Source organism: Vibrio sp. 10N.237.312.B06 (assembly GCF_041464685.1).
GTDB classification, from domain to species: domain Bacteria; phylum Pseudomonadota; class Gammaproteobacteria; order Enterobacterales; family Vibrionaceae; genus Vibrio; species Vibrio tasmaniensis_A.
The window spans coordinates 1-24147 of sequence record NZ_JBFSPI010000081.1; the positions used below are offsets into that span (position 1 = coordinate 1).

The following is a 24147-nucleotide window of genomic DNA, read 5'->3' on the forward strand; positions in this document are numbered from 1 at the left end:
CCTCCGACCGCCTGGTTCGTAGCCAGGTACTCTATCCAGCTGAGCTAAGGGCGCACATTGTTACTTCTGTGTTTGCTTGCAAATTCAAACGTGCAAGAAATGGCGGTGAGGGAGGGATTCGAACCCTCGATGCGGCTACAAACCACATACTCCCTTAGCAGGGGAGCGCCTTCGGCCTCTCGGCCACCTCACCGTCTTGCGGAGGCACATATTACGTTTTACCGAAAATATGTCAAACACTTTATTGAAAAAAATTGGACAAAAACACTCAACCGTTTGCTATTTAATCAAAGCGCTTGCAAATTGAACTTATAAGCTTCAAATCGCGCTTTTTCCCTTAAAAATTAAGGTGAAAGATTGGCAATAATAAATAGCCGAAAACAATTATCTAATTTATCCAGCAGCAAGTGCTACCGCTGTTTGCACAATACTACGGGATGCGTATTTGCGCCATAGGGGAAGCTAACAAATCTTGAGTTTGCGCAGACAAAATACCGTGTAATAGCGATGATCGATCCTATTTGTATTTCATAACGTCATAAAGCTCTCACTTCACCGCGTTAAGACTAACCCGCTACCACCCCATCGATGTTCAAATGCGTATTTCCATTTCCCCAAGATCAAAAAAGGCTAGCAACAATGCTAGCCTCTTCTCTACGCAAAAGTATTAGTAGTTGCCGGGTGCAACGTTACCATTACCTTTTTCAGCTTGAATGCGCATGTAGATCTCTTCACGGTGAACAGATACTTCTTTAGGTGCGTTAACACCAATACGTACTTGGTTACCTTTAACGCCTAGTACAGTAACTGTTACTTCGTCACCAATCATCAGTGTTTCGCCAACGCGGCGAGTCAAAATTAGCATTCTTTGCTCCTTGAGTAATCTCTAAATTTATCTAGCTACGCGAGCATTATCCAACAAAAGTTATATTTTCGTAAACTATCGATTGAGTTTATTTAACCAAAATGCACTTCTTTTTTAGGATAACCCTGTGTTTCACGCGCTACGATGTATGCATTGTGTAATATGTTAGCAGCCATATCGACTTGCGTTGGTGATATCACCAAAGTTAAAGACTGCTGTTGCAATAAGTGATGCTGTACATCAATTTCGCCTTCAGACAACAATCCATGTGAACTGACCACAATTTCTTGTGTTCGGCTTCCTACCACAGTTAACAAACTAACCTGTTCACTATTACGGATTTTCTCGTCAAAAACTAGTTTTAATTTAGCACTAATGTCCGGTTTGATAATGAGTGCTGCCCGTTCTGTTTCCTCGATCACACTACAGACTTCAATCCCTAATAAATGGCAATGCGACATGAGAGACGGTAAATCTTGATTCAAACACTCGACGCGAACCATATCTCTTTGAATGGCTATCCCAGCAATATCATTCAAACAGTCATTACCCGCGATAAGAGTTCCCTCGCCTTCTTCAAAGCTCGAAAGCACTCTCAATGGTACATTGTGTCGCCACGCATGTTGAACACATGGAAGGTGTAAAACCTTAGCGCCTCTGCGAGCCATTTCTTCCATAGAGGGAAAGTCTAAGGTATCTAATTTCTTAGATTGCTTAACCACTCTAGGGTCGCAGGAATATACGCCATCAACATCGGTATATATCTGACACTCTTTCGCTTGAAGGGCGCCTGCCAACGCAACGGCCGTGGTGTCTGAACCACCTCGCCCTAAGGTTGTGATATCACCTTTTGCATTAACGCCTTGAAAACCTGCAACAATGACAATCTGGTCATCATCTAACAGCGCTTTAATAGGAGCGGTATCAATACGCTCAATCGTCGCATTATTATGATTAGAATCGGTGTGTATTTTGGCTTGATAGCCAGTCATCGATGTCGCTTCATAACCCAACTTGTGCAACGTCATCGCCAACAAAGCCATGGAAACTTGTTCTCCGGCCGTTAACAGCACATCCAACTCTCTAGCGTTTGGTACGCTATCAACTTGTGAAGCTAAGTTAACTAACCGATTTGTTTCACCTGACATAGCAGAAACGACAACCAGGATCTGGTTCCCTTCATTTTTCGCTTCAATGATTTTTTCTGCTACATGATGGATTCGTTCAATTGAACCCACCGACGTTCCACCAAATTTCTGCACGATAAGAGGCATTTTCACCCTTCCTCACCTTCCCAAGACCAATGTCTATATATGACAAAAAAACACATACTCCGCGTCATGGCGAAGCAATAAAAATTAACCAAGGAGTCTAACGTTACCATTAGCCTTCTTGGTTAATCTCAATCAAACCTTTTTCAAAGGTTCTTCCAATGGGCAAAATAAAAGATGCCCAATCAGTTGATTGGGCATCTTTGTATCAATTACTTAAGCTTAAAGACGCTCTTCAAGCCAAATACGTACTGATTTGAGCGCTTCAGGTAGTGCTTCAACGTTAGTACCACCCGCTTGAGCCATATCTGGACGACCGCCGCCTTTACCGCCAACTTGCTCAGCAACCATCTTAACGAGGTCACCCGCTTTAACTTTGCCGATAAGGTCTTTAGTTACGCCAGCAATCAGGCCAACTTTACCGTCTGCTACGTTCGCGATCAGGATGATGCCGCTACCTACTTGGTTTTTAGCGTTATCAACCATAGTACGTAGGTTCTTGTTGTCTGCACCTTCAATGGCAGCAACCAGTACCTTAGTACCAGAGATCTCTTCTACTTTACCCATGATGTTTGCACCTTCAGCTGCAGCCATCTTTTCTTTAAGTAGTTGGATTTCTTTCTCTAGCGATTTCGCTTTCTTAGCTGATTCAGCAAGCTTCTCTTCGTAAGCGTTAGCCTGAGCTTCTACTGCATCTAGAGCAGCTTCACCCGTTACCGCTTCAATTCGACGAATACCCGCAGCAATACCACCTTCAGAAGTGATCTTGAATAGACCGATATCACCGGTGTTGCTCGCGTGGATACCACCACAAAGCTCAGTAGAGAAATCGCCCATAGACAGAACGCGAACTTCATCATCGTACTTCTCGCCAAACAGTGCCATCGCACCTTTTTCTTTCGCTGACTCGATGTCCATGATGTTAGTTTCAATCACATGGTTCTTACGAACTTGTGCGTTAACTAGACGCTCTACTTCTTTAATCTGTGCTGGTGTTACCGCTTCAAGATTAGAGAAGTCAAAACGTAGGTTGTCTGGCTTAACTAAAGAACCTTTCTGAGCAACGTGCTCACCTAGCACTTCGCGTAGTGCAGAGTGAAGTAAGTGAGTTGCAGAGTGGTTTAGTGAAATAGCAGCACGACGCTCAGCGTCAACAATAGCGTCTACTTTATCGCCTTGAGCAAATACGCCTTCAACTAGCTCACCGTGGTGTGCAAATGCATTACCTAGCTTTTGAGTATCTTGTACTTTGAATAGACCTGACGCTGTGCTTAGCGTACCCGCGTCACCACATTGACCGCCTGACTCAGCGTAGAATGGTGTCTCTTCAAGGATGATGATTGCTTTGTCGCCAGCCGATAGTGAAGATACTTCTTCGCCGTCAACGAATAGCGCAGAGATTTCACCTGAACCTTCAGTACCTGTGTAGCCACAGAAATCAGTGTTGGTGTCTACTTTGATCGTCGCGTTGTAATCCGTGCCGAATTGGCCCGCTTCACGAGCACGCTGACGCTGCTCTTCCATCGCCTTTTCAAAGCCTTCTTCATCAATAAATAAATTTCGCTCTCGCGCTACATCGTTAGTAAGGTCTGCTGGGAAGCCGTATGTGTCATACAATTTAAACACAACCTCACCTGGTAAAACCCCAAATACTTCATTGCTATATTGCTCTTTATTCTGAATAGCTAAATTAAGCTCAGATTCAATAACATCCAATTCTTGGTTTAGGATAACCATGCCACGCTCTAGCGTGCGACCAAAGTTCTCTTCTTCGATGCGAAGTACTTTTTCAACAAGCTCTTGTTGTTTCTTAAGCTCTTCAGCTGCAGAACCCATCACTTCAGCCAGTACGCCCACAAGTTTGTGGAAGAACACGCCTTGTGCACCAATCTTGTTACCGTGACGAACTGCACGACGAATAATACGACGTAGAACGTAGCCACGACCTTCGTTTGAAGGCATTACGCCATCAGCGATTAGGAATGAACAAGAACGGATGTGGTCAGCAATAACGCGCAGCGATTGGTTAGATAGGTCGTCGTGACCCACCACTTCTGCTGTCGCTTTGATTAGCTTTTGGAATACATCAATTTCGTAGTTAGAGTGAACGCCCTGCATGATTGCAGAGATACGCTCAATACCCATACCAGTATCTACAGCTGGCTTAGGTAGCGGTTCCATAGTGCCGTCAGCGTGACGGTTGAACTGCATGAATACGTTGTTCCAAATCTCGATAAAACGGTCACCATCTTCTTCAGGTGTACCAGGGCGGCCACCCAAAATGTGCTCACCGTGATCGTAGAAGATTTCAGTACATGGACCACAAGGGCCTGTGTCACCCATTGTCCAGAAGTTATCAGATTCAAACTTCTTGCCACCTTCTTTGTCGCCGATGCGAACAATCTTGTCAGCTGGGATGCCCACTTTCTTGTTCCAGATTTCGAATGCTTCGTCATCTGTCTCGTAAACCGTTACTAACAGGCGATCTTTTGGCAGACCTAGTGTTTCAGTCAGGAATTCCCAAGCAAAGCCAATCGCTTCTTCTTTGAAGTAGTCGCCAAAGCTGAAGTTGCCTAGCATTTCGAAGAACGTGTGGTGACGAGCCGTGAAACCTACGTTTTCAAGGTCATTGTGTTTACCACCCGCACGTACACAACGCTGAGCCGTAGTTGCTCGAGTGTAGGCACGTTTTTCGGCGCCTAAGAAGCAATCTTTGAATTGGTTCATGCCTGCGTTAGTAAATAGCAGGGTTGGATCGTTATGTGGAACTAACGATGAACTGTCTACGATTTGGTGTTCTTTGCTCTCAAAGAACTTAAGGAACGCGTTGCGAACCTCATCAGTGCTCATGTACATGCAGCTCTTCCTGAAAATAGTCGAGTTAGAATTTTGCCGTATTGTAGATCATGGTTAAGGCTTCGACTAGTTTTCTTGTAGAAAAGACACCCTTGGGCAGGATTTTAGTTGGAATTCGATAAAATGAAGAATATTCCACTAGCTCAAGCGAAGAAAAATAAAAAAAACCTCGCACACTATGTACGAGGTTTATGCTGTTGATACTCAATCAAAAACCAGTAAAACCGTTATCAATAGCCTGTATTACCTGCTAGTGCTTAGTGCGTAAGATAACCACTTCATTTTGGTCTAGATTAAATGTGCCACTGCCATTAGAAACAACTACTTGGTCAGTGCCTAATACACTGTCGTAAGTTCCGTTTGCCAATCCTAAATTCACCGCGTTAACCGATGTACCTTGACCGAGGTTCATTGCAACCACAACTACGTCATCGCCTGCGTTGCGTTCATATACCAATACATCATTGCTTATCCAGCGCTCAATATAATCACCTTGCTGCACCGCATAGCTGTCCTTACGTAACTTACTCAACTTTTTAATCATCTTGTAAGCATTGGTCGTTTTATCAAAACTTGGCATCATTTCACGGTTGTATGGGTCGTTACCTTGCTGGCCAAAACCATTGGTAGTGAAGTTAGCTGCGTAGTGCTCTGTTCCATAGTAAATACATGGAATACCACGAGAAGTCATGATAAGCGCTAAACCCAGCTCCACTCGGTCTTGTGCAAAGGCAACACTTTGACGACCACCCCACTTGTCTTTACCTGCGCCAAAGTTCTTCGCGTCTGAGCGTAAAACGGTAGAGATACGTGACGCATCGTGGTTATCTAAGAACACCACTTGCCAATCACTGCTTGTGAATTTTTGGTCTCTCAGCTTCATGTAGTTATTAATGGCATACATGCCAGTGCCATTGTGTTGTAGCAAGGCGTTTTCGATGGTGTTTCTCAAACCAAAATCAAGCAATGCAGAGCCTGATGTATTGGCAAAATCGATAGAGGCAAAGTTTGATCCCGTTGCGTCAGCACCTGAATCCATCCACTCACCAAAGAAATAGAAATCTTTACCTTGGCTTTTCTTCGCGTATGCGTTTATTTGGCCAGTAAAATCTTGGATAAACTCTTTATCCATATGTTTCACCGCATCAATACGAATCGCATCCACACCTAAATCAACCCAGAATTTCGCGCCATCAATCAAATACTGACGCGCAGGACCATCTTTACGTTGGTCAAAATCGGTTAAGTTAAACAAGGTTTTATTACGAACCGCCCATGCGTCGTTCCATTCCCAATCTTTACCGTTTTCAGCGATCGCTCCATTATGATGGTAATACCCTGCATTATCATTTTTGTAGTCGGTAACTCGGACACCCTTTTTATAAAGTGCACCGTATTCCCCTTCATCATCAGGGTTAGAGTGATTAGGCGCATAGTCCAACACGAGTTTCATGCCGTAGCTATCCATTTTCGTCTTTAATGCTTTAAAATCTTCAACGGTACCTAGATGCTCGTCAACTTTAAAGAAGTCACGTCCCCAGTAGCCGTGGTAACCCGCACCGCCTCGACTGTCAGGCACGTTAATGTTATCTGCTGGAGGCGTTATCCAAATGGCCGTGATCCCCATATCATTCAAGTAATCTAGCTTTGCAGTTAAACCTTTTAAGTCACCACCAAAGTATTTTTTGAAATCCGATTTGTCTGCCGAATACATGCCGGCACCCGTCGATGTATTATTGGCTGAATCGCCATCATAGAAACGGTCAAGAAACACGAAATACATGGTTTCATCACGCATATCAAAGGGAAGTTTTTCATGGACCACCACTTTATTCGTGTCGTCATAGAAATTAATTTCGTAGGTTTTATTAGGGTCAACTGAGAAATTTGATAGAGGGTAGTTTTCAGACCAATCACCAAAGCGATCAACCTTAAAACTAGGAGAGTTCGTTCCATCACCGGTATTAAATTTTTTCACTATTTGCCAGTGGTTTGCTTTCACTTTAACCATAGATTCGGCTTGCCAGTTATTGGCAGTACCACGGAAATAGGCCTGGTTCCAATCTGCCATAGCAGGTAGGGAAGCCAGTAATGCTGATAGCATAATAAGCTTATTCTTCATGTGTCATCCTTTATTCACGTTATGAGGTTTCGTTTTATATTGTTTTTACTTTTATAATGCCGCGCTCTATGACTGTTACGTTAAATCACCATAATGAGGTCTATCAGCAACAGTAAATTTCAGGTACGACAAAGCCTTAAGAAATAATTCTCAGGATCATTTATATTTATTAGAATTCGGGTAATGCCCTGAACCTAGCAGGCCGGCTCAGGGCATGTTGTTAAGGTAAGTTTTGTAGAGTAATAGCCTTTACTATTTTGATCTTATTGACACTTTTTGCTGTGAAGCATTTTCGTTTTAAAAATAAACTTACAACGTCAGGTTCTGTTCGGTTTCACCATCAAAAATATGGCAAAAAGCAGAATCAAAATTAAAGCGTACTTGGCTGCCAATATCTGATGTACTTATGTTTTGGTTATTCACTCGCGCGACAATTTCGTTATCACCCAATTTGAAATACAGGTATTTTTCATTCCCTAAGTTTTCAACCACGGTCAGCTCACCAGGGTGTACGTTCACCATCTCATCATCAGCGGCAATATTTATGTGTTCAGGTCGAATGCCTAGACACACGGGCTTATCAATATGATCCACAAGCTTTTCTTGCAAACGTTTAGGAATAATAATTTGGGCGTTAGGGGAAAGTTCCACGTAAATATCATCACCTAACTTGCGTAGGGTTGTGTTCACTAAATTCATGGCTGGGGAGCCGATAAAACCCGCCACAAACTTGTTCTGTGGTGCGTTGTACAAGTTGGTCGGCGTGTCCACTTGCATAATGTTACCTTGATTTAATACACAAATTCGGTCGCCTAAAGTTAAAGCTTCCGTTTGATCGTGCGTGACATAAATCATGGTCGCAGGGTTACCTTCATCTTTAAGAGACTTGTGTAGTTGTGCGATTTTCACACGCATCGAAACACGTAGTTTGGCATCAAGGTTGGATAGAGGCTCATCAAATAAGAATACGTCCGGTTTACGAACAATGGCTCGCCCCACTGCGACACGCTGACGCTGACCACCCGACATTTCTTTAGGCTTACGGTACAGGAGATCGGTAATTTCTAGTTTTTCAGCGGCATCTTCTACGCGTTGTTTGATCTCTTCTTTTGGTCGCTTTTGCATTTTCAAACCAAAGGCCATGTTATCGAAGACCGTTTTGTGTGGGTACAACGCATAGTTTTGGAATACCATGGCAATACCACGCTCTTTAGGCGCTAAATCATTCACCACTCTATCGCCAATACGCACTTCGCCTGCTGAGATATCTTCTAAGCCAGCAATCATTCGCAATGTGGTAGATTTGGCGCAACCAGACGGCCCCACAAATACCATGAACTCACCTTCGTGAATATCTAAGTCAATTCCGTGTACGGCTTTAAAACCATTATCGTACTGTTTTTCTACTTTACGCAGGCTAACTGTTGCCATTTGAAACTCCGAATACGGGTTAAATCTTGATAGGTAAAAATCTTTTTAGCCAGTGACTGGAGCTCTCAAGTTACTGGCTAAAAAGACGTAAACGTTAATCATTTAGGGTTTATGTTTAAAACATAGGTACTCTGATATTCAGAGCACCTTTCATCTGTATCACTGCGTTCAACCACGAGTTTATAAAGCGTGGTTATAAATAGTGATATAGAGTGGGTCATGTAGGTTGGCTACATCGCTTATTTACACGCTTTAACCAATGCGCGAACCGGCTTCTTATCTTCGCTAATTTCAACACTCCATAAATATTTGCCATCTTCTGGAATATTAACGGTTGTGTTTTTTGCAAAGCCACCGCGTTTTAGCGCTTTCTCATAACCTGCCGTCATCGACATGCCAGCTGCGGTAAATTGTGGAGACCAGCCCATCGTTGCGAACTGCAAACTTACGTTGCCCGCTTTTTCTTCGCTTACCACTTGGTAAATACCTTTGCCTTTATGCGACATTTGACGGTTTTCCATGTGGATCCACTGGCCATCAGGGAAAGTGCCTATAACATAAAGTGAAGGACGAATTGGCCCGCGATCTTCCACCGTGGCGAGATTACAATCGGCGAAAGGACCTGTTGCTTTCATTTGATCAGCTGCTGGCGTGTCAGCTGTGCTCGCACAGCCCATTAACGCTGAAGATAAAAGTGCGGCTACAAGTAGAGTACGTTTCATTGTCATTTCCTTATTATTTTTTATATATGTAGGGTTCTATTCCGTCTTAGTCATCGCGAGTTAGGGCTTTGATTTTTTAAAGCTCTCGCTTCGGCAACCTATAAACGAAATAGTCTCGCTATTAAGCTCTTTTTCGGTACCACCGCTCTTTTGTCTCTATCAAGTTCTAACGATTTAGAGTTTGGACGGGGGTTACTGTTTTTTTGATGAGTTAATTTGTTCAATACGGCTAAGTTTTTATAATAAGAACGTGCATCTTTCGCCGGATAACCGAACAGATCACTATTGGCAGGGAAAGAGTGGCTCACACCTGATTTGGCTTTAATAACGGAGTTTTTACCGATAGTAAGATGCCCTGCGGTACCGGCTTGACCATGAACAATGACATGATCTTCCAAGGTAGTGTGGCCCGCAAAACCAGCCTGAGATACCAGTAAACAATGCTGGCCTATTTTGCAGTCATGCCCTATTTGCACTAGGTTATCTATTTTGGTTCCACGACCAATAACGGTGTCGCCTAAAGTGCCTCTGTCGATGGTGTTATTACAGCCAATTTCAACTTCATCACCAATGATCACTCGACCCACACTTTCCACGCGTTCATAACGGGTGTTGTGCCCGGTCATGTATTCGAAGCTGTAATTACCAATGGAGTTGTTAGAGTCGATGGTGACATTGTTACCAATCACAGTGCCTTCTTTGATGACTGTATTGGCATGAATTGCAACGTTATTGCCGATTGTTACACCGTTCATGATTTTAACACCGGGCATGAAATGGCAACCTTCACCTATTTGACAATGCTTTCCGATATAAACATCGGGAGTATCTGATGTATTCCCTTGATCAAATAATTGATATTTTTGAACTTTATAATGACGCATTAGTTGATTGAGCTTCTCAGCTTCGAGCTTCTCAATCACGATTTTTGTTTTTGCTTTAGTCTGTAAAATGGCTTCTGGCCCAACAATGACATCAGCCAAAGTTTCAGATAGCCCTTTTAAATCGGCTTTAGCAAAGACAATGGCTAAGCCGCCCTCTTCTACGCTGGAAACTGGGCGAATCTTCGATATTTCTACCGTGTTATCACCTTCAATTTTTCCACCAACGATTTGGGCGATATCTGAAACTTTGATCATAATATTACTCTGTCATTTGAGTTGTGATTAATACCACTTAGAAGCGGTAAAGCGCTTGTAGGTACATTGTTTCTTGTTCTACAGTTTTCTCTTCGCCTTTCAGCTTAGAGAAAGTCTCTGTGTCTTTAGCCCACTCAAGTTCGCCTTTTACCAACCAATCGTCGCCAATTGCTTGCTCATAGCCTAAAGTTGCCTTACGAATATCTTTGAAGAAAGTTTCGTTCTTTGCCCAACCGTCTGTATGTTTCGTTTCGTTTTCACCAATACGAGCACGAACGTACATAGTGCCGGCTTCTTCAAAGCTGTACTGAACGATTGGTTCAATATACATCTCGGTGAAATCGCTGGCTTCATTGAGTGAACCGTTAGCGGTTTTCGCTTTATTTTCTTTAACTTGATAGTAAAGCTCAGCTGCAACTTCCCACTGACCAAAGCGCTTGTAAGGTTTAAATAAGAGGCTGTAACCTTCCTCTTCACGAGAACCCCAAGCACTCTTATCTGAATCGTTGTATAGGTACTCTAGGTTTGAATAGAAACCCGCTGAATATTCATTATTCCAGTACGTAAGGTATGGACGAATACTGTGCTCAGCTTTCGTGGTTTTCAAGCCGTCTACTTTCGCAGAGGTAACAATATCACCCTTTGTATATTCCAACTCATAGATCAAGCCCGTTCCCCAGCCATTTCCTAGTTGAAAACTTTTGTTTAATGATAATAAGTGCTTATATCCATTTTCTGTTTCTGCGTAATCGCCTTTCTTTTTCTTACGATTTTCAAGTTTGAACGCGTAAAGTGCGGTCGCATTCCACGCCGCGTTATTATAGAAGACGTTAAACACTTCATGAGTCGTTGTACGCTCTTTAGACTTGCCGCCACCCCATGATGCAAAATCAGTGATGTTTTTCTCTTCGACTTCAATCGATGTTCCAACATGCCCACCAAATTTTAAAGCGTCATAAAAAAAGATATCACTTGGAGACATAGTTCGGTCATCAGCAGCCGAAGCGCCAGCACTAATAAGTAAAGTGTTGGTGATCACTACAGACAATAATGTTTTTTTCACGGTCATTCCTTATTGATTCTTCACTGAATCATTTGTTGTTATTTGTAGGGTTATTTTTGTTCACTGTTTCTCTTTATCTATCCACTGTGTCTCTTGATAGGCTTGCTGATTTCGCAACATTTAACCAGAAAAACATAGTCGTCCGTAATGAACGCCTATTTATTGTTCTAGAATTATAAATGTTTTGCTTCCTATTGAATTTAGAAATGAGAGATCAATCACCCTTGACTGCGGAGATTATTGATCACCATCACAAACGGTAGGCTTTTCATTAATCTAAGTATCAAAAAGAACAAAGCACTGTTCAAAAGCCCCAATAAACAAGACATAAAACCCTATAGCTACTAGATGTAAAAAGCACAAACAGAAGGTGACAATTATCACAAATATGCTGACATTTTAACCAGGTAATGTTGACATATTGTCGGCGAGACATACCATAGTAGTACTTAACGAACGACTACTAAGAATTTAACTAGCGCGGTGTCAGTATGAAAAATTCAGGAATGAAAAAGAATCTATTCGCGGCAGCCTTAATGGCGGCAACGTTAACGACCAGTACATTAACGGTTGCAGCCGATGCAAACGCAGACACAATTCAGCCAGAAAATGGGGCTGAGTTGTTAATCTGGACCGACAAAACAACACTCGACTACATGGAGTACGCCGCTCAGTCCTTTAATAAGGAGTTAGGATACGATATTGATTTTTCATTCCGTGGGTTAGCGCCTATCGATGCCGCTTCTCGTTTGATTCAGGATGGCGGCTCTGCTCGCGTGGCAGATGTAGTCGAGATTGAACATGACTTATTGGGGCGATTAGTCGTGGCAGGTGGGGCGATGGAGAATCTGGTATCTGCCGAACGTATCTCGAATACTTTTATGCCAAATGCGATTAATGCGTCTCAAGCTGAAGGGGTGAGCTATGGCTTCCCAGTTAGCTTCGCCACTACCGCTCTGTTCTACAATAAAGATTTACTGACTAAAGCACCTGAAACTTTTGAAGAAATTATTGAATTTTCAAAAACTTTCAACAATAAGCAAGAGCATAAATACGCACTGCTTTGGGACATACAGAACTATTACGAGTCTCGTATGTTTGTCACGCTTTACGGCGCATACGAATTTGGTAATAACGGTACCGATGCAAAAGACATCGGCATCAACTCTGAAAAAGCCCAACAAGGCTTAGAAGCAATGAAAACCCTGCAAGTGGCCAACAATTCAAATCCAGTTGATATGCGCAACCCGCAAGTACGTCGTGGCTTATTTAATGAAGGAAAAGTCGCCGCTATTATCGACGGCCCTTGGGCAATCGAAGGGTATCAAGAATCAGGTATAAATCTTGGTGTTGTACCTATGCCAAAATTAGCAGGCCAACAACCACGCACTTTTGCAACTGTTCGTCTTGCGGTTGTGTCTTCTTACACTGAGTATCCGAAAGCCGCACAATTATTTGCTGACTACCTTACTTCCGACGCGATGCTGAAAAAACGCTATGAGATGTCAAGAGCACTCCCTCCTATCCAGTCAGTTATGGAAGAGATCATTGTTGATGCCGATGAAGCAACTTACGCCATTATTACGCAAGGTTTCTACTCAGACGCAATGCCATCTATTCCTGAAATGGGCTTCATTTGGTCACCAATGGCCAGTGCTATTACAGACTACTGGGTAAACGATAAACCTGCGAGTTCTGTTCTAGACCGTGCGCTTTCGATCATCGAAGAACAAATAGAATTACAAGAGTAACCTCTGAACTCCCGTCGCGACTCACAAGCGACTTAGCTCATGCGCTGTGTCATAAAGCCACAGCGCTAGTTCAGGGCGTGACCAGAAAACGAATACATAACGACAACCTAAACAATAGAGATAAACAATGTTGTTAACAGAGAATCAGCCGGCATCGCGAATGCCCGCTTCACTCCTTATTATGGGGAGTACACAGATCGTAAAAGGTCATTGGATAAAAGGCGGTGTATTTTTAGCCATGCAGCTAATCACATTGTTGATTCTCCCGGAGCTGTTGGCCTCGCTAAAAGGCTTAGTCACTTTAGGAGATGTCGCTCAAGTTCGTGAAGGCTTTAAAATATTACAGGGCGATAACTCGGTCTTTATGTTGGTCGAAGGGGTCATAGCCCTACTCTACAGCTTCTTATTCATCTGTCTGTACATCGCTAATGTCCAAGATGCAAAAGTCAGCCTTAAGTCACGACTGAACCTTCGAGAACAATTTAAAGACATTTACGACCAAAAGTTCGCGTTCATCATGCTATCGCCAGCTTTTATTGCCAGTATCGCATTCATTATTTTACCAATCATAATTACGGTACTCGTCTCTTTCACTAACTATTCGGCACCTCATCATATCCCACCAAGAAACCTTGTAGATTGGGTGGGGTTTAAAAACTTTGTTTCACTATTTGAACTGAAAATATGGTCGAGCACTTTCTTCGGTGTCGCTTCTTGGACGGTTCTGTGGGCATTTTTTGCCACCATATGTACTTGTGGGTTTGGTTTTTTACTGGCGCTTGCGCTACAAAATCGAAACATTAAAGCCAAAAAAGCATGGCGCTTTATCTTTATTCTCCCTTATGCCATTCCTGCTTTCGTGACCTTATTGATGTTCCGCTTGCTACTGAATGGTATTGGACCAGTCAACGCAACGTTAAACTCGTGGGGCTTTGATTCGATTGCCTTCTTATCAGACCCTTTCACCGCAAAAATTACCGTTATCGCGGTGAGTGTTTGGGTTGGCGCACCTTACTTTATGCTGCTTATTGCAGGGGCACTGACTAACATTTCAAGCGAACTTTATGAAGCCAGTGAAGTCGATGGTGCAAGCAAGTTCCAGCAATTTAAAGAAATCACCCTGCCTATGGTGTTGCACCAAGTGGCCCCATCGTTGGTCATGACCTTTGCCCATAACTTCAATAACTTTGGGGCGATTTACCTGTTAACCGAAGGGGGTCCTATCAACCCTGAATATCGATTCGCAGGACATACCGACATTCTGATCACTTGGATTTACAAGCTCACGCTCGACTTCCAGCAGTATCAAATCGCTTCGGTTATCTCAATCATTATCTTCTTGTTCTTGTCTGGTATTGCGATATGGCAATTCAGCCGCATGAAGTCATTCAAAGACGATGTAGGTATGTAACATGGCTAATTTAAATAGTACGAATAAGTTAATTAACATGGACAAATACATTGGCAAAATAGGCACCCTAGTCGTGTACCTATTTCTCATTGCCAACGCATTATTAGTACTTGGACCAGTGATTTGGACAGTGCTAGCTTCATTCAAAACAGGGAATAACTTATTCAGTTCTTCTTTCACAAGTATTGACTTTACGCTCGACCACTACCGCGCATTGTTCACGGACACACCCTATTTAGACTGGTATAAAAACACCTTTTTTCTCGCGACAGCGAATATGGTTATCTCACTGGTTGTCGTGACTATTTCAGCGTTTGTGTTCTCTCGCTACCGCTTCAATGGTAAGCGCAACATTATGATGAGCATTCTTGTATTGCAGATGTTCCCGGCCTTTCTTTCGATGACGGCTATCTACATCTTGCTATCAAAAATGGGATTGATTGATACCTATGCTGGCTTGTTATTTGTGTATGTAACGGGCTCATTACCATTCATGATTTGGTTGGTGAAAGGTTATTTCGATGCCATTCCCACTTCATTAGATGAAGCAGCAAAAATTGATGGCGCAGGCCACATGACGATTTTCCTCGAGATCATTCTCCCTCTCGCGAAACCTATCTTAGTGTTTGTTGGTTTAGTGTCTTTCACCGCACCTTGGATGGACTTCATTTTACCTACGCTGATCTTACGCAGCGAAGAAAAAATGACGCTAGCCATCGGTATTTTCAGTTGGATTTCATCTAACTCAGCGGAGAATTTTACGCTGTTTGCCGCGGGTTCATTATTGGTTGCAGTGCCCATCACTTTGCTATTTGTTGCGACTCAAAAACACATTACTACCGGCCTCGTCAGCGGTGCAGTTAAAGAATAATAATTAGGGATGATTTCCGCTATGGCTATTACAAATTCAGTTATCAACAAACCGATTACAAAAAGCTCGCTGACTCACTCAGCAAAAAGTGCAGACAGCTACGCTTACAACAATGAAACGCTTCACCTTCGCTTACGCTGTGCAAAAGGCGAACTAGACAAGGTTTCACTTTGGATAGGCGACCCGTACCACTGGGCAGAAGGTGGTCTCGATGGTGGCAACCTAGGTGGCAGTGATGCACACGGTTGGGTGGGTGGCAATGAAGTGACCATGATTCATGAAGGGGAAACCGAGTACCACGACCACTGGTTTGCAGAGTTTACTCCACCGAAACGTCGTAGCCGCTATGGCTTTATTTTGTACGGAAAAGGCGGCGAAAAGATTCTATTTGGAGAAAAACGCTGCGCCGACATTTCAACGACTGAAAACGCAGAAATCGAGCTGAGCAACTTAAGTAATTTCTTCTGTTTTCCTTACATAAACCCTCGTGACGTTTTAAAGACACCGACGTGGATAAAAGACACCATTTGGTACCAAATATTCCCAGAGCGCTTTGCTAATGGTCGCCCTGAAACTTCACCTGCCAACGTGCAGCCTTGGGGAACCAGACCTGTATCCGACAACTTTATGGGTGGCGATTTATGGGGCGTGATCGATAAGCTCGATTACCTGCAAGATCTTGGCGTGAATGGTTTGTATTTGTGCCCTATTTTCACAGCCAACGCCAACCATAAATACGACACTGTCGACTACTACAATGTAGACCCGCACTTTGGCGGCAATGAAGCTTTTAAAGCACTCGTCGATGAAGCCCATAAACGCGGCATGAAAATTATGCTCGACGCGGTGTTCAACCACATTGGGTCTCAATCACCACTATGGCTAGACGTTGTGAATAACGGGGCAAAGTCCAAATACGCCGACTGGTTTTGGATCAATCAGTTCCCTGTATACCCAGATACGCCAAAAGAAGAATGGGATTTCTGGAACTTAAACTACGAAACTTTCGCCAACGTCGTCGAAATGCCAAAGCTGAATACTGAAAATGAAGAGTGTCGTGCATACTTATTAGACGTAGCGCGCCACTGGGTAGAAGAGTTCAACATTGATGGATGGCGTTTAGACGTAGCCAACGAAGTGGACCACGCGTTTTGGCGTGACTTCCGTAAAGTCGTAAAAGATGCCAACCCAGACTGCTACATTCTTGGTGAGATTTGGCACGAAGGTATGCCTTGGTTACGTGGCGACCAATACGATTCGTTGATGAATTACCCGCTGACACAAGCCATTACCGACTACTTTGGTCTTGGCGACGTTGATAAAGAGAGCTTTGTAAATGCAGTGAACGCGTCGTACATGGCATACCCACGCAACGTAAACGAAGCGATGTTTAACTTATTAGATAGCCATGACACCACTCGCATTATCTCTTTATGCCAGGGCGACAAACGTAAAGCTAAATTAGCCTATTTATTTATGTTCACTCAAGTCGGTGCTCCATGCATTTATTATGGTGGCGAAATTGGTATGGATGGCGGCCGCGGCATGGGCAGCGAAGACAACCGAAAATGCATGATATGGGAAGAATCAGAGCAAGACTTAGAATTCAAAAATTTCATTCAAGAAATGATCGCTTTGCGTAAAGCTAATCCCGATTTTAATCAGCCTAGCATTGACTGGTTAAACGTGGAGGATGAAAAAGGGACGGAAGACAAAGAGTGTATCGCTTACCGCCGTGGCAATTTAATGTTTGTTCTAAACAACAGCGATAAAGATAAACAGATCATGCTCGATGGAAAATCACTGACCATTAGCGCTTATGGCTACGTGATTGAGCAAGCGAACTAAATCCAAGTGTTTCTTTAATCAAATCATGCTCATTAAAGCAGAACCAAATATAGTGATGGGAATCGCGATTGATTCCCACTCTATTTACTCGGTCGCCAGCACTTCTAACGGACAAGAGGTGTATAGAATGGTGCAGCGCATTCCTGACGACCTTGCCCACTTGACCCAACATTTGATAAGCCGAATATCGAGCGTCAGCTACCGCTATGGACGTATCGCCACGATAGGCATAAGTGTATCCGAGTTTTTTTTATCTCATTGCCAATCCGCACGTAAACTTGCAAAACCAAGTCCTACTCACTCACCAGAAATCACCCAATTAACACTAAACCTGAATCAGCATTTCAAGGTCGACTGCTCGCTTGTGATGCATTCACACAGTGCGGCCATTGCGTACGACGCTATTAGTAACGCAATGACGAACGCTGACTTAATTGAACAACCACTCTCGGCAGGTTCAAGTCTCAATCAGAGGGCTAGTGATTTACACAAAGAGGCCATACTCAGCGTATTTTTGGGCGATGGTTGTGGCATAAGTTTTTATCAAAATAACGAGCAAGTGCACCACCCATTCAGCTCACATTGGGCACATTCAACGTTACCAAATTTTCAATGGCTCGTTGATGGCTTAACTCCTGTATGTCGCTGTGGAAATGAGGCCTGCATTGAACAGTTTTTATCCGCACCAAGTATTGAGCGGCAATATCATCAAGTCGTGCTAAAAGACCAAACTTTAACGCAAATTTTTTCAGGCGTAGACCAAAGTGAACCGCATGCATCGCGCATCTATCGTACTTATATTGACCAATTGGCGCGCAGTTTAGTTAATCCCATTCAGCAATTACTGCCCACACGACTCCTATTATCCGGCGAAGCAACGACCTATTCTACATTAACGGCAGATTTAAAAGTCGCATTGTCTCGCTACATTCACGTTAATGAAATTCCAGTGATTATTCACCCAAAACAAGATGAATTCACCTTTGCTCGCGGAGCGTTTCTCATCGCTGAAAAAAATCACAACAATCATTTACGCTCGTCGTGACAAGAATGGTAACCTTAGAAGGAGAAGATATTGAATAGTTTCAGAGGACAACCCGTGTCAGAGCTAGTCACCAAATTAATGGATTTTGGGTTTACCAAAACCGATGCGCTTGTTTATATTAATTTACTCAAAAATGGCCAATCCAGCGGATATAAAATCGCGAAAGAGATCTCTATCTCCCGCTCTTCTGTTTACTCGTCTATCGATAACCTTTACGCCAATGGCTACATTTTCATGTCTGATGGCGACACTAAAGAGTACGAAGCTAAATCACCAGACTTGATTTTCAGCCAGATAGAAAAAAAGACCGTCACCAATATTAATTTCCTTAAATCAGAATTATCTAAGATGATGCTGAAAGAGGAAAAAGAGTTCGTTTACAACGTATCGGGGTTCGACAACTTACTTCAAAAGGCCAAGGAAATCATTAATCAGGCAAATCTAGAAATTTACCTGAATACCGATTTTAACCTTGAGTTGTTTGGCAAAGAATTATGCGACGCCGTGGAACGTGGAGTACGAGTGATTGGCTTTTCATTCAACAAAATGGCGAGCCCACATGAAAAGATAGAACTACATTCGCGTTCTGAAAATGAAGAAACCGAATACCCTTCACACCGCTTTATGTGCGTAGCCGATATGAAGCTCGCCCTCATGTTCTCACACCGTGAAGAAACCTTAGGTTTGTATGCCAATAATCGCTTAATTGTAAAAATGATAGCAGAGCATATTCACAGCGATATTTACCTAACAGAATACGAGCGCCTGGCTCCTAATCAGCACCAACACGTCAGAGTAAATACGATTCACGAACAGCATAATGCCATGGTACTCGACGAGCTTAAGAAGCACTAACTCAGCAGATCGAATTCAATAATAAGATACGAACAAAGGTCTAGTAATAGGCCTTTCGGGGAAAGAAATTTTGACGGGAATCTATTTAATCCAAAGGGTTTCTTTGGTTATTTGATAAAGAATAGATTTATGAGTGCATAACTATAAGTCATCTAGAGCAGCCAACCACCGTCACTTTCCTCTAAACAATCAAATACCTTACATTTTTACGACTGAAACAATAAAGCCTCGAAAATTCGAGGCTTTAAAATCTTTCAAAGTCATGCTTTCTTATGAAGATGACTTAACAAAACGTTAGCTTATAGCTCTTCGTTTTCTTCTTCCTTCTCTGCATCTTTCTCTTCAAGCACAGCAGGGGTTAGCAGTAACTCACGAAGTTTAGTATCAATTTCTAGAGCAACTTCTGGGTTTTCACGCAGGTATTTACCAGCGTTTGCTTTACCTTGGCCGATCTTGTCGCCTTTGTAGCTGTACCAAGCGCCTGCTTTTTCTACTAGCTTATTCTTAACACCTAAGTCGATAAGCTCACCTTCGCGGTTGAAGCCTTTGCCGTAAAGGATTTGAGTTTCAGCTTGTTTGAATGGTGCAGCAATCTTGTTCTTAACAACCTTGATGCGAGTTTCGTTACCAACAACTTCATCACCATCTTTAATCGCGCCAGTACGGCGAATATCAAGACGAACAGATGCGTAGAACTTAAGTGCGTTACCACCTGTTGTTGTTTCAGGGTTGAATGTAATATTAGCTAAAGAGTATAAATCTGTCTGAGACGGTAAGTGAACTACGTCGGAGCAGGAGGTAAAGAACACTCCACCTTTTAACTCACGCTCAGATAAGGATTCAAAGTCACCTACGACTTGTTGAAATTCGTGTGTCATCAAATGAATGAATTCAACCGCTTTGTAACCCAAAGTGAGTCCTTGCTAACTAATAAAGATGATGAGAGCAATATTACCCCATATTTTGTCGGCTCATCCGCGGCTAATATATCAAGCCGATTAAATAAAAATCACATTTACTATTACTCACTCCCCTTAACTAACAATTTAAGATGAACAGGGTGTCCATTTTATCGGGTGAAGATCAGTTTTAACGCAGTCACAGCCAGTCGCCCTGTAACCTTAATAAATGCTACATTGATTGTAAGCGTCTTTAAATCGACTCATTCAATCCTTTTAATAAACGTCGTAACCTTTAACTTTGATCGTTAAAGGTACTCGAAAATGTCTCAGCATAGATCTCAACAGGAATGGCTGCGCCTTGTGCAGCAGTATTACAATAGTGAACAGCCCGCTGCTCAGTTTTGTTTAGAGCACAACCTTCACCCAAAAACGTTTGACAACAACCGCCGTAAACTACACCACTTAGTCAACATGCCTAAAAAACGAGAAGATTCACTTTCTGAATTCGTTGTCGTTGAAAAGACAGCCAAGCTAAACCCCAAAAACGAACAACAGCCATCCTCTACGTTACACCGAATTACGCCTTGAGGCGGGGGCATGCTCTCTTCTGATACCTCTGTTATCTATCTCCACAAGGCGCCCGTCGATTTTAGAAAGGGCATTAACGGCTTGAGCTTTATCGTTGAACAGAATATGAACCTTAATCCCTTCTCCGAAGCGCTATTCGTCTTCTGTAATCGAACCCGGGATAAGCTCAAAGTTCTCTATTGGCAGCGTAATGGTTTTTGTCTCTGGCAAAAGCGACTCGAAAAAGACAAGTTCGCTTGGCCAAGAAAAATGCCAGGGAAAACCCTCTCATTAACGGAAGAGCAGTGGCATTGGTTGCTTGATGGACTCGACATTGAAAAAATGAAACCCCATCAAGCATTGAATTACCAAAGCCTTAACTAAATAAAAAATATTGCGTATAAGGAACTTTCGCGTAACTCTGCGATCTTCCTTATATGACCTATGAAAATCATCAAAATGAGTTAGCTCTCTTAGAAGCATTATTGGCTGATAAAGATAAGCAACTCAATGAATTTGAAGCCACCATACTGACTCTTCGCCAGTCTCTAGGCGAGAGTGAATCGAGCGTACTCACGCTTCGCCAGTCTCTAAACGAGAGCGAATTAACCATCCAATCGCTGGTTGAAAAACTCAACCTAGCGCGGCGTAAACGCTTTGGTAGCAGTAGTGAAATCCTGCCCCCTCAGGACTTAGAGTTCAATGAGGCGGAGACTCATGCCGATACGACAGATGAAGAGGAAGCGCCCGATAATCCGAATGATGACGCCTCGGAAGCGGAAAACACTTCATCCGAGACAAAACGTCGTGGTCGCCCAACGCTTCCCGAAGACCTACCACGAGAGCGAGTCGTGGTGGACATACCAGAATCAGAAAAAACCTGCTCGTGTTGCCAGTCGATGCTCTGTAGGATGGGGCAAAGCACCAGTGAAAAACTGGTGTATATCCCGGCTAAGTTGTACGTTGAAGTCACTGAAAGACCCAAATACGTCTGTCGTCAATGTGATGTGTTAGGAGAGAGGAGTGTTGTTGCAATGGCTCCATAGCCAGCATCGATTATCCCGAAAAGCATCGCGACTCCCTCTTTGCTTGCGCAAATTATCACGAACAAATACCACTATGCCCTGCCTCTCTATCGTCAAGAATCGCTGTTCAGACAATATGGGCTAGCGCTCAGCCGAAAAACGATGAGTCAGTGGATACTGCGTTGCGCTGATAAGGTAGAGCCGTTAATCGCCTTACTGAAAGAAACCCTCCTTGCTCAAGATGTTCTGTTCGCGGACGAGACCACGTTGACCGTGCTCGATGACGAAAGAAAGAAAAGTTACATCTGGTTGTATGGGTGTGGTCCAGACAGGGGCGGTAATGCGCAATCCCCTGGTATCGTCTTGTTCGACTATCAAGAAGGGAGTCGGGGTCACCACTGCCCTCAATCGTACCTGTCAAACTACACTGGATACCTTCATGTTGATGGATATAAAGCGTATGAAAAGACAGAGGCGAAGTTGGTGGGTTGCTGGGCTCATGCAAGACGTAAGTTCATAGAGGCAGAGCAGAGCCAACCAAAAGGCAAGCAAGGAAAAGGGGGTAAAATCCCGTGGGCAGTCAGTTGGTTCCAAAAGCTCTATCGTGTTGAACAAGCACTCAAAGATAAGCCGAGGGAAGAGCGATATGTTACCCGCCAATCAAAGACTCAGTCTCTGCTCAATGAATTCAAGGCGTGGTTAGATAAATCGGTCACTCAGGTGCCCCCTAAAAGTAAATTAGGTGAGGCGATTAGCTACAGTCTCAATCAATGGTCGAAGCTAGTACGAGTAATCGATGATGGCCGGTTAAGCATGGATAATAACCGAGCGGAACGCTCAGTACGTCCGTTCACGGTAGGACGGAACAACTGGTTGTTCTCAAAGAGTCATAATGGAGCACGCGCCAGTGCCGTGCTGTACAGCCTTATCGAAACCGCGAAGGCTAACGATTGTGAGCCGTATGAGTATCTGGAATACGTGCTACGAGAAATCCCGAAACTGAAGAGTGAAGACGACCATGGTCATCTTCTTCCTTGGAATATGCCAAAAACGGACTAGTCCCCCCGCCCCCGAATAGCGTTCAGAATGACAGATACCGCCTTAGTTGCCGGTATCTGTGTTGATATTAGAAAGTCAATGAGTCGGTTCGCAGACGCTTACAGCTTACTCGCAGAAATTGATGCACAATTTCAAGATTATTGGGCTTTGCCTAAGGACAATCAAGAGTCTTATACGACCGAAAATAAAGGTCATGGTCGAAAAGAGGTGCGAGAAGTTTACGTGCTCCCCGCAGCATTTAGTGAAGGTCTCAAAGAAAAGTGGTTCACTGTTAAAAGCGTGATTGCTGTCGTGAGAGATAGAAGTGTGAAAGTAAGCGTTCACCGAGGTATCTTGACTTACCATGTTTGAAGAGAACCGTGTGGTTTATAAGTCAAAGACGTTGGGGTACGGCCTCTTATCCACAACAGCCGTGATGATCTCACTCAATACGGACATTGCCGATAAGCCACGTTTTTTGCAGGTTTCGATGAGGGTATGTATCCTACTGCGGAATTTATCGCCTGCATCCGAGGTCGTTCCGAAGCTAATTTTCCTTTGGATTACAAAGCCTCTAATACATCGCTCAGCTTCATTATTGGTTAAGGGGATTGACGTTTTCTTGAGGAAAACCCACAAGCTCTCTCTATGTTTGAGCAATAACTTGCATCGCCCCCGATACCGCTTGACCATGACATCAGTCCCTTTGCTCAACCAATGATCGAACGATTTCTGCAACCTACGCATTCTTCGTAAGTACAGCGGATAATTTAACTCATCTTGTTCATAACGATGCCGAGTATGGAAAATGACGTTCGTCAGCAAACAAAGATGTCTGCCAATATGAGCGGTGTGACCACCGCCACTATAATCCGCCATTTGCTGAAGGTTACGCTTCACATGTGCCCAACATAACTGATGACGGTCTGCGGCTATCCAGTTATAGCTTGGACACTGGTCGCTGACCACAATGCCTGCATAGTCTTCATCAATGACCTTTTTCGCTGATGAGGTCGAGCGCGAATAAAGTATTTGTTCATAGACAAGGTCATCACTTGCCACTAACCAACACCAACGAAGGCTCGTTTCATCATTTCGGTGATACGAGGTCTCGTCAGCATGAATCAAAGGCGCTTTCTTTAACGCTTGTTTTATCGCTTGATGCAATGGCGTTAGCATTGAAGCGACTTTCGTTTGCGCTTCGCTAATCGCACCAACAGAAAATGTTGTGCCGAGTTGCTCTTTGAGCAGTGATTGGATTTTTCGAACGCTAAGGTGATATTGTCCTGCAAGCACACCAATGTAGCTTAATAAATTGGGACCGATAACCCCTTGTGATGCATTGTCAGGCTTTTGAGCTTTCAC

At 43.4% G+C, this 24147-nt stretch carries 17 protein-coding genes, 1 tRNA gene and 3 pseudogenes; 10 read left to right on the forward strand and 11 right to left on the reverse strand.

Going from position 1 to position 24147, the window contains the following annotated elements; all coding sequences use genetic code 11:
• Positions 1–100: 100 nt before the first annotated feature.
• The 9 genes from AB6C75_RS18275 to AB6C75_RS18315 all read right to left on the reverse strand — a co-directional run bounded on the left by AB6C75_RS18275 (position 101) and on the right by AB6C75_RS18315 (position 11475).
• Positions 101–193, reverse strand: a tRNA-Ser gene (locus tag AB6C75_RS18275).
• Positions 194–667: 474 nt separating this feature from the next.
• A complete protein-coding gene (gene csrA / locus AB6C75_RS18280; protein ID WP_009847619.1) occupies positions 668–865 on the reverse strand; it encodes a carbon storage regulator CsrA in 198 nt (65 codons plus the stop codon).
• Between the two features lie 92 nt (positions 866–957).
• Positions 958–2139 (reverse strand): aspartate kinase, encoded by a 1182-nt coding sequence (locus tag AB6C75_RS18285; RefSeq protein WP_372108585.1) that lies wholly within the window; start codon positions 2137–2139, stop codon positions 958–960.
• Positions 2140–2358: 219 nt separating this feature from the next.
• Positions 2359–4992: an alanine--tRNA ligase gene (gene alaS / locus AB6C75_RS18290; RefSeq protein WP_372108571.1), complete on the reverse strand. Its 2634-nt coding sequence runs from the start codon at positions 4990–4992 to the stop codon at positions 2359–2361.
• A gap of 250 nt (positions 4993–5242) precedes the next feature.
• Positions 5243–7114 carry an alpha-amylase family glycosyl hydrolase gene (locus tag AB6C75_RS18295; protein WP_372108573.1) on the reverse strand — a complete coding sequence of 624 codons (1872 nt, stop codon included), beginning with the start codon at positions 7112–7114 and terminating at the stop codon, positions 5243–5245.
• A gap of 309 nt (positions 7115–7423) precedes the next feature.
• Positions 7424–8545, reverse strand: a complete 1122-nt coding sequence (locus tag AB6C75_RS18300) for an ABC transporter ATP-binding protein (protein ID WP_372047492.1) — start codon at positions 8543–8545, stop codon at positions 7424–7426.
• A gap of 239 nt (positions 8546–8784) precedes the next feature.
• Positions 8785–9267, reverse strand: coding sequence for a glycosidase (locus AB6C75_RS18305; protein WP_167851856.1), 483 nt, complete (start codon positions 9265–9267; stop codon positions 8785–8787).
• A gap of 98 nt (positions 9268–9365) precedes the next feature.
• The gene (gene lpxD, locus AB6C75_RS18310) at positions 9366–10406 is read right to left on the reverse strand and encodes a UDP-3-O-(3-hydroxymyristoyl)glucosamine N-acyltransferase (protein WP_371710402.1); all 1041 of its coding nucleotides are present in this window, start codon (positions 10404–10406) and stop codon (positions 9366–9368) included.
• A 37-nt stretch (positions 10407–10443) separates the two neighbouring features.
• Positions 10444–11475, reverse strand: a complete 1032-nt coding sequence (locus AB6C75_RS18315; RefSeq protein WP_269337023.1) for a porin — start codon at positions 11473–11475, stop codon at positions 10444–10446.
• Positions 11476–11975: 500 nt separating this feature from the next.
• On the opposite strand from AB6C75_RS18315, the gene AB6C75_RS18320 reads away from it, so the two are divergent.
• The 6 genes from AB6C75_RS18320 (at position 11976) to AB6C75_RS18345 (ending at position 19250) form a co-directional block, all read left to right on the forward strand.
• A complete protein-coding gene (locus tag AB6C75_RS18320) occupies positions 11976–13220 on the forward strand; it encodes a maltose ABC transporter substrate-binding protein (RefSeq protein WP_135444385.1) in 1245 nt (414 codons plus the stop codon).
• 127 nt (positions 13221–13347) lie between these two features.
• On the forward strand, positions 13348–14631 hold the full coding sequence (locus AB6C75_RS18325; RefSeq protein ID WP_009847628.1) for a carbohydrate ABC transporter permease: 1284 nt from the start codon (positions 13348–13350) through the stop codon (positions 14629–14631).
• Positions 14632–14668: 37 nt separating this feature from the next.
• Positions 14669–15502 carry a sugar ABC transporter permease gene (locus AB6C75_RS18330; RefSeq protein ID WP_372108588.1) on the forward strand — a complete coding sequence of 278 codons (834 nt, stop codon included), beginning with the start codon at positions 14669–14671 and terminating at the stop codon, positions 15500–15502.
• A gap of 9 nt (positions 15503–15511) precedes the next feature.
• Complete coding sequence (locus AB6C75_RS18335) at positions 15512–17350, forward strand: glycoside hydrolase family 13 protein (protein WP_372108577.1); 1839 nt, start codon at positions 15512–15514, stop codon at positions 17348–17350.
• The gene (locus AB6C75_RS18340; RefSeq protein ID WP_372108578.1) at positions 17334–18395 is read left to right on the forward strand and encodes an ROK family protein; all 1062 of its coding nucleotides are present in this window, start codon (positions 17334–17336) and stop codon (positions 18393–18395) included. The genes AB6C75_RS18335 and AB6C75_RS18340 overlap by 17 nt, the downstream gene beginning before the upstream one ends.
• Positions 18396–18449: 54 nt before the next feature.
• Complete coding sequence (locus AB6C75_RS18345) at positions 18450–19250, forward strand: TrmB family transcriptional regulator (RefSeq protein ID WP_009847632.1); 801 nt, start codon at positions 18450–18452, stop codon at positions 19248–19250.
• 299 nt (positions 19251–19549) lie between these two features.
• On the opposite strand, the pseudogene recA reads toward AB6C75_RS18345, so the two are convergent.
• Positions 19550–19981: pseudogene (gene recA, locus AB6C75_RS18350) on the reverse strand (recombinase RecA); the annotation flags it as partial.
• Between the two features lie 492 nt (positions 19982–20473).
• Between recA and tnpA the strand changes: the two are divergent.
• The 4 genes and pseudogenes from tnpA to AB6C75_RS18370 all read left to right on the forward strand — a co-directional run.
• Positions 20474–20740: an IS66 family insertion sequence element accessory protein TnpA gene (gene tnpA, locus AB6C75_RS18355; protein ID WP_372108580.1), complete on the forward strand. Its 267-nt coding sequence runs from the start codon at positions 20474–20476 to the stop codon at positions 20738–20740.
• A 9-nt stretch (positions 20741–20749) separates the two neighbouring features.
• Positions 20750–21103 (forward strand): IS66 family insertion sequence element accessory protein TnpB, encoded by a 354-nt coding sequence (tnpB, locus tag AB6C75_RS18360; RefSeq protein WP_372108581.1) that lies wholly within the window; start codon positions 20750–20752, stop codon positions 21101–21103.
• A 53-nt stretch (positions 21104–21156) separates the two neighbouring features.
• A pseudogene (gene tnpC / locus AB6C75_RS18365) lies at positions 21157–22803 on the forward strand (IS66 family transposase).
• Positions 22804–22905: 102 nt separating this feature from the next.
• Positions 22906–23115 (forward strand): annotated as a pseudogene (locus AB6C75_RS18370) (ISAs1 family transposase); the annotation flags it as partial.
• Positions 23116–23169: 54 nt separating this feature from the next.
• Here AB6C75_RS18370 and tnpC (AB6C75_RS18375) read toward each other — a convergent pair.
• On the reverse strand, positions 23170–24147 hold a 978-nt coding region (tnpC, locus tag AB6C75_RS18375), incomplete at its 5' end, for an IS66 family transposase (RefSeq protein WP_372108583.1).